Below are 7,509 nucleotides of genomic sequence, written 5' to 3'. Positions count from 1 at the left end.
GACCCGCCCGATGGCGGCGCCACAGCAGCCAGGCCATCAGCAGCAAAGCACTGCCCCCCGCCAGCCAGCAAGCCAGCGCGGCGTGCCGGTGCCAGTTCGGTGCCTTCGGCCAGTGTGGCGGATGGGCAGACGACTGCGCCATCTGCATCATTTGCAGGCCCGCTGACTCCCAGAGGGCACGCTGTTTGGCCGGGGTCAGGTCGATGACCATGTTGATCCACTGCCATTGCAACCAGTCCCAAAGCTGTTGAGCGCCGGGCACCACTGCGGGGGCTAAGGTCCCGGAATTGCTGCCCTCCTGACCGGGCACCGTCAGCGCAGGCGTCGCATCCAGCCGCACCCAGCCTTGTCCCGGTAGCCAGGCCTGTACCCAGGCATGGGCCATGCTCTGCCGCACAATCCAGTAGTTGCCCACCGGGTTGTACTCACCACCGTGATACCCGGTCACCACCCGTGCCGGAATTCCGTCCAGCCGGAGCAGCAGAGCCAATCCGCCCGCGTAGTATTCGCAAAAACCCGTATGGGTATGGAGGAGAAAATCCACCACGCCCTGCCCGTGGGGGTAACCCGTCGGCGCTTGCAGGCGGTAGCGGAAAGAGGGCTCATGAAACCAGTGCAGCAGACGCTGCACCACCACAGCACCGCTACCGCCCGCAAATCGTGCCGCCAACGCGCGCACGTCCGGGCTGGTGTCGGCAGGCACCTGCAGGGCCGCGGCGCGCTCCGCTGCAGAGAGCAGACGCGGTGCGGCAGGCGCAGACCAGACGATATAACGCATGGGCAAACCGGGCGCCTTGTCCAGACGCAATACGCCATCCGCCTGCTGCTGGTAGGTGACCGGGATATTCAGACGATAAGGCGCAGCTAGGGCAAACAGATAATTACTGTTATCGGGGCTTAAAACGATTTTCTGTCGAATGCCTGTGGCACCGGCGTCGGCAGATACAGCGCCCTGCACCATGGCGGCAGGTGGATCCGGCACCCAGCTCCGGCCCTCATCGCGCCAGAGGATCGCGCCCACCCAATATAAACTCTCCGGGTTAGCGGGCTGCGGACTGATCTGCGCCCGAAAAGCCGTGGCGGAGTCGAGGGCCAGATGCGCAATACGGTCTGGCGACAAATCCGCGCTGAAACCCGAATGCGCCACCCCCTGTGGCGGTGCCCAAGCCCAGAGCGGCGTCGGCGTACGCGGCAATATCAGAAAGAAAATGGCCGTCACCGGCAACAGCACCAGCAGAAAAACCAGACTGAAGACCAGCATGTAGCGGAAATCCCGCCAGTGCAGCCCTTCCGTCGTGCGCTCCACCGCTGCATCGGCTAAGGGCTGCCAGAGCAATCCCAGCAGGGACAGGTATAAGGCCGCCAACACAAAAATACCGAGCAGAACATCCACGCGCAGCCACGCTGCCACCCCCATGCCCAGCAGCACCAGCGCCGCCACCTGATAAAAGTCGCGCTGACTGCGTATTTCCAGTGCCTTCACCGCCAGCAGCACCAGCACCGCCTGACTGGCCATCGCCAGCCAGTTGCCCCATCCGGCCAGCAGCAACGCCAGCGCCAGCAGAAAAAGACCCAGCAGCAAGCGTTGCGCCGCACTGAACCAAGGCAGGCGCCCATGCCAGGCCCCATACAGCCCGAGACCGGTCGCCACGACCCAAGCCCCCATGGCCCAGAGTGCCGCCTCCGCACCCAGCGCGAGGAGCAAAAAGGCACCCATCAACGCCGCCAGTAAGGAGCCCACACTACGCGCGGGAAGCCGCAGACCAGGCATCAGCCCACCCTTCCCGGATGCGGCAAGCGCCGCAACCACTGTCCGGCAGAGCGTAGGCCCCAAGGCAGGGGAGCACGCTGATCAGCCTCCCGGAGCACCGGCAAAGGCGGCTGTTGCGCCAGCAGCAACAAGGCTTGATCCAGGCCCGAGTGTCCGCGACCCGTAATCATCCCGCCAGGCATCCGCAGTTGCCACGCCCAGCCTCGTTCCAGCGCGATGTCCAGCGCCGCGCGGAGTATTTGCAGGCGCTGCTCCACCAGCCAGCGTCGCAGCGTCGCGTCTTCCCAGTCGAGCAATATCCGTCGCTGCCCTGCCTGCTCCCGCTCACGGACAGGCAAGCGCAACGCGCCCTGCACGCCTAAAGACCAGTCCACCCGGCGCCAGACTACAGCGCCAAGCCCTTCTCCGGGCAGACGCTCCCGCACCCAGAGCAGATCACCGCTGCCGCCGGGCTCACCCCCCTCCGCCTCCTGCTGACCCAGATCTGCCGGTAGCAACGATGGCTCGCCCGCAGCGGGGGCCACCCAGGGCTGATCCGCTGACTCCATCGCCAGGTGCATACCGCGCCAGACAAAAGCAAAGGGAAAGGCGGAACCCATCCGTAGAGGGGGTAACGGCGGCTGACCGCGTAGGGGCGGGTGCCAGGTCAGGGCTACCAACGCTTCCTGGCGCGCACCTACGCGAGTCAGGGTGCGTCGCGCATCGCCTAAGCGCAGTTCCAGCAGCCACAGTGGCCAGGGGCGTGGATTATGAATGCGCAGGAGCAGATCGCCCCGCTCTCCTGCGGTAAAAATCTGGCCGGGCAGCACTGCGGCACGCACCCGCCAGAGGTTGGCGACGGCGACGAAACCGGAGAGCACCATAATGGCCAGCATCATGGAAACCAGCAAGAACAAGACATTATTACCGGTGTTTACGGCAGAAAAGCCGAGGGCCAGGGTCAGCCCGACAAAGACCTTACCAGGACGGGAAAGACGTACCTCCCGCCGTTTGCGACTCACGGGCCAAAACCCCAGGTATCCTGCATCAGCAGTGCCGTCAGTTCATCACCGCCCAGCGATGCGCTGGACAGCAAACGATGCCCCAGCACCGGCACCGTCACGGCGCGCAGATCGTCGGGCGTCACAAAATCCCGACCCGCCAGAAAAGCCCAGGCCTGTGCGCTCGCCTTGAGCGCCAGCAAACCTCGTGGCGACAACCCAATCCGCACCCGCGCATCCTCACGGCTGCGTTGCGCCAGAGCCAAAAGCATTTCCTGTAGTTCCGGACTCAGGAATAGCGCCGCAACTTCTGCCTGCCACTGGCGCAGCAATGCAGCATCGGCCAGTGCTTTCAGATCGGCAGGCCGTCGATTTTCCCCCGCCAATAATCGCCGCTCCGCCTCGTGGCTCGGATACCCCAGTGACAAACGCAGCGTAAAACGGTCCAGTTGACTCTCCGGCAGCGGGAAGACCCCAGCGTGCTCCTGCGGATTTTGGGTAGCGATCACAAAAAAGGGCTTAGGGAGCGGAAAGCTCTGCCCGTCTGCCGAGACCTGTCCTTCTGCCATAGCTTCCAGCAGTGCGGACTGACTGCGTGGCGAAGCCCGGTTGATCTCATCCATCAGCACTACGGCATGAAAAATCGGACCCCGATGAAAGACGAAGCGCTGCTCGCGCGGATCGAAGAGACTGCTCCCGAGAATGTCTCCCGGCAGCAGATCGGCCGTCATCTGCACCCGTGCGAAATCGAGACCCAGCAGACGCGCCAATCCCAGCGACAGGGTCGTCTTTCCCACCCCCGGCACGTCCTCCACCAGCACATGTCCACCCGCCAGAAAGCCGGACAGAATCAGGCGCAGCGTCCGTTCTTTATCCAGCAATACTTCACCGAGTGCATCGAGCAGAGCCGCTGGCGACACCGTCACTGCGCAGCAGCCGCTACATCCAGGCGGCGCGCCGCCAGCGCTTCATCCAAGCGCCCCACCGGCAGATGATGGGGCGCTTCACGCAAGCGTTCCGGCTGCTCCAATGCCTCCTGACGAATCTGCGCCATTACCGCCACGAAACGGTCCAACGTTGCCTTACTTTCCGTCTCCGTAGGCTCGATCAGCAAGCACTCGGGCACCAGTTGCGGAAAGTAAATGGTCGGTGCGTGAATGCCGAAATCCAGCAGGCGCTTGGCCACATCCAGCGCCCGTATGCCCGTCGCCTTCTGCAAATCGCTGACGCTCAGGATGAACTCGTGACTGGCACGCCGCTCCGGGAAAGCCGCCTGATAGCCCACCCGCTGCAATTCCCTGAGCAGATAATTGGCATTGAGCGCAGCATAAGCCGATACCCGGCCCACCCCCGCCCGACCCAGACGGCGTATATAGGCATGGGCGCGCAGCAGCACACCGATATTACCGCCATGGGCACTGAGCCGACCGATGCTCTGGGGTAAATCACCCTCGTCCAACCAGCGCAGAGCCCCCTCTTCGGCGCGGGTCACCATGGGCAGGGGCAGAAAGGGTCGCAGGCGTTCCTGTAACGCCACGGCACCCGCGCCAGGCCCGCCGCCGCCATGGGGTGTCGCAAAAGTCTTGTGCAGATTCAGGTGCATCACATCAAAGCCCATCTGGCCCGGCTGCACCCGTCCGAGAATGGCATTCAGATTAGCGCCGTCATAATAGAGCAGCCCCCCCGCCCCATGAACGCGTGCGGCAATATCCGCTATCCGCCGTTCAAAGACGCCCAGGGTGGAAGGATTGGTCAGCATAATCCCCGCCACATCCGGCCCCAGATGCTGATCTAAAAAAGCCATATCCAGATCGCCGTCGGCCAGATTAGGGATTTCCACCACCTCAAACCCCGCCATCTGGGCACTGGCCGGATTGGTGCCGTGCGCCGCCGTGGGAATCAACATCTTCCGCCGTCCGTGATCTCCGCGCGCCGCATGATAGGCGCGGATCATGGCGACGCCGGCCAACTCGCCCTGCGCGCCCGCCGCCGGGGTCAGACTCACCGCAGCCATGCCCGTTGCCGCCGCCAACCATTCCTGCAACTCCCAGAGCACCTGCAGCAGCCCTTGCATAGCCGGAGCAGGCGTATCCGGATGCAGACGCGCGAAGCCCGGCAGCGAAGCCATGGTATGGGCAATCCGCGGATTATATTTCATGGTGCAGGAGCCCAGCGGATAAAACTGGGTGTCGATGGAAAAATTTTTCTGCGACAGGCGGGTATAGTGGCGCAGCACCTCCAGTTCCGCCGGGTTGGGCAGGTTCAGGGGGGCCTTCCGCAGTAGCTCCGCCGGGATATCGGACGGCAACTCCACCGCCGGAAAATGGTGATCGTGATCGAAAATGGAATCGCTCATAAAGTCTCCAGCACAGCGGTCAGGGCATCGCGATACGCCAACAGATCGGCCTCTTCCAGCAGTTCGGTGGTACAGACCAGCAAATCGCCCGCCTCCCCCATCCTCCAGTCAGAGAGTGGGAGTCCCGCCAGCAGACCGTGGCCCAGCAGCGCATCCCGCACCGCCACGGCAGCATGTGGCAGACGCAGCACAAACTCGTGGAAGAAAGGCCCGCCATAAGGCAGGCTCACCCCCGGCACGACCGTCAACAGTTCCCGCAGCCGCACGGCACGTTCATGGCAAAGCACCGCCGTCCGCTGCAAGCCGTGCCCGCCCAGCGTCGCCATGTGGATGGTCGCCGCCGTCACCATCAGGCCCTGATTGGTGCAGATGTTGCTCGTCGCCTTACCACGGCGGATGTGCTGCTCCCGCGCCTGCAAGGTCAGACAAAAGCCCTCACGGCCCTGCCCGTCCACGGTTTTGGCGACCAGTCGCCCAGGCAACTGGCGCACGTGGGCCTTGCGGCAGGCGAGAAAACCAAAGTAAGGCCCGCCGCCGCTCAGGGGAATCCCCAGCGGCTGCCCCTCGCCCACCGCTATATCCGCACCCTCTGTACCCCAATCTCCCGGCGCCTTCAGCATAGCGAGAGCGAGCGGATTGACCACGGCTATGGCCAGCAGGCCATGGGCATGGGCCCAGTCGGTCAGCGCATCCACGGACTCCAGCAAACCCAGGGCGTTGCTCTGGGGAATAATCAGCGCCGCCGCATCCCCTGCCTCCGCAGGCAATATCAGGGTGCCCGTAGCACGGTCATAAGGCACGCTCACCAAACGGATGTTTTGCAGGCCGAGCACGCTGTCCAGCACCCGCCGCCAGCCCGGCAGCAGGTTCTCCGGCACCAGAATGGATTTGTCGCCGCCCTGAATCCGCAACGCCATCAGGCAGGCCTCGGCCAACCCCGAGGCCCCGTCGTAGAGGGAAGCATTACTCACCTCCAGCCCTGTCAGCCGCGTGATAAAACCCTGATACTCATAGATGACCTGCAGCGTGCCCTGGCTGGCTTCCGGCTGATACGGCGTATAGGCGGAATAAAACTCGCCGCGCCCGGTAATTTCCCAGACAATGGCCGGGATGTGGTGGGCATAGGCGCCACCGCCCGTAAAACAGCGCAGCGGCGCGTTGCTTAGGGCACGTTCCTCCAGTTCGCGTTGCAGGGCCATCTCCGACAGCCCTTCGGGCAAGACCATGTCATGCACTTGCAAAGCCGGCGGAATTTCATCAAAAAGCTGGTCGAGGCTGTCAACGCCAACGGCGGCCAACATCACCGCCGTCTCCAACCCATCGTGGGGAATATAGGGCATTTACTTAAGACTCCGCTAATTTACCATAAGCCGCCGCATCCAGGAGTCCGGCACAGGCCGCTGCGTCGGCCTCCACCACCATAATCCAGCCCTGACCATAAGGGTCTTCATTGAGCCACTGCGGGTTATCCCCCAGCCCGTCATTACGCTCCACCACCGTGCCATCGAGCGGCGCATACAAATCCGCCGCCGCCTTGACCGACTCCAGCACGCCGCAGACTTCGCCACCATGAATCGCCTTACCGGCATCAGGCACCTCCACATACACCAGATCCCCCAGCAATTCCTGGGCATGATCGGTAATCCCTACCCGGTAGCGTCCGCCCCCCAGGTCTTCGACCCACTCATGGGTATCGCTGTAACGCAACGTCTCCGGAATCTTGCTCATGCCTCACGCTCCTCAGGAAAAGAAAAAGTTGCCACGCCTTTCCGCCAGAAAGGCGGCTTTACCACCAGCGCCGGACGCCGCGCCCCGCGCACCACAACGGCGCATGCGGCCATCGGCTCCAGCGCCGCATCCACGCGGGCCAGCGCGATACCGCACTGCAGGCTGGGCGAGAAAATACCGCTGGTGACCACCCCACAAGGCTGCCCCGCCGCATTTTCCACCACATAACCATGCCGGGGAATGCCTTCGCGCATCGCCAAGCCGATGAGTTTGGCACCACCGCCTGCGACCAACTGCGCCTCCAGCGCCAGCCGCCCCAGAAAATCCCGCTCTGCAGCACGCAAATCCACCGTCCAGGCCAGATTACTCGCATAAGGCGAAACCGCCGTCGTCATATCCTGACCGTAAAGATCCAGCCCCGCCTCCAGACGCAGACTATCTCGCGCCGCTAACCCGGCTGGCCGCACCCCGGCAGCCACCAGCCGATCCGCCAGGCCCGGTAACAAAGTATTCGCAGCGATAATTTCGACACCATCTTCGCCGGTATAACCCGTGCGCCCGACGAAGAAATCGCCCCGCTCCAGCGCGTGAAAAACCGGCAACTCCGCCAATGCGGACATGCCCAGCACCGTCGCCGCCATCGCCCGCGCTGTGGGGCCCTGCACCGCCAGAAT

7 protein-coding genes are annotated in these 7,509 nt (G+C 63.6%); all 7 read right to left on the bottom strand.

Annotated elements, in window-relative coordinates:
• The coding region (locus Q0C48_RS10830) for a transglutaminaseTgpA domain-containing protein (RefSeq protein WP_291524256.1) at nt 1-1,771 on the bottom strand (1,771 nt) is incomplete at its 3' end.
• On the bottom strand, nt 1,771-2,772 hold the full coding sequence (locus Q0C48_RS10825; RefSeq protein ID WP_291524254.1) for a hypothetical protein: 1,002 nt from the start codon (nt 2,770-2,772) through the stop codon (nt 1,771-1,773). The genes Q0C48_RS10825 and Q0C48_RS10830, both read right to left, overlap by 1 nt.
• A complete protein-coding gene (locus Q0C48_RS10820; protein WP_291524252.1) occupies nt 2,769-3,671 on the bottom strand; it encodes a MoxR family ATPase in 903 nt (300 codons plus the stop codon). Before Q0C48_RS10820 ends, Q0C48_RS10825 begins: the two co-directional genes overlap by 4 nt.
• A gap of 2 nt (nt 3,672-3,673) precedes the next feature.
• Nucleotides 3,674-5,107 (bottom strand): aminomethyl-transferring glycine dehydrogenase subunit GcvPB, encoded by a 1,434-nt coding sequence (gene gcvPB / locus Q0C48_RS10815; protein WP_291524250.1) that lies wholly within the window; start codon nt 5,105-5,107, stop codon nt 3,674-3,676.
• Nucleotides 5,104-6,447 carry an aminomethyl-transferring glycine dehydrogenase subunit GcvPA gene (gcvPA, locus tag Q0C48_RS10810; protein ID WP_291524249.1) on the bottom strand — a complete coding sequence of 448 codons (1,344 nt, stop codon included), beginning with the start codon at nt 6,445-6,447 and terminating at the stop codon, nt 5,104-5,106. The genes gcvPB and gcvPA overlap by 4 nt, the downstream gene beginning before the upstream one ends.
• A gap of 4 nt (nt 6,448-6,451) precedes the next feature.
• Nucleotides 6,452-6,835: a glycine cleavage system protein GcvH gene (gcvH, locus tag Q0C48_RS10805; protein WP_291524246.1), complete on the bottom strand. Its 384-nt coding sequence runs from the start codon at nt 6,833-6,835 to the stop codon at nt 6,452-6,454.
• Nucleotides 6,832-7,509: glycine cleavage T C-terminal barrel domain-containing protein (locus tag Q0C48_RS10800; RefSeq protein ID WP_291524244.1), on the bottom strand; the 678-nt coding region annotated here is incomplete at its 5' end. The genes gcvH and Q0C48_RS10800, both read right to left, overlap by 4 nt.

The sequence above is a fragment of the Acidithiobacillus sp. genome, from assembly GCF_023255755.1.
Lineage (GTDB): Bacteria > Pseudomonadota > Gammaproteobacteria > Acidithiobacillales > Acidithiobacillaceae > Acidithiobacillus.
The sequence above is the reverse complement of the archived record's forward strand: the minus strand, read 5'-3'. Positions and strand labels throughout refer to the sequence as shown.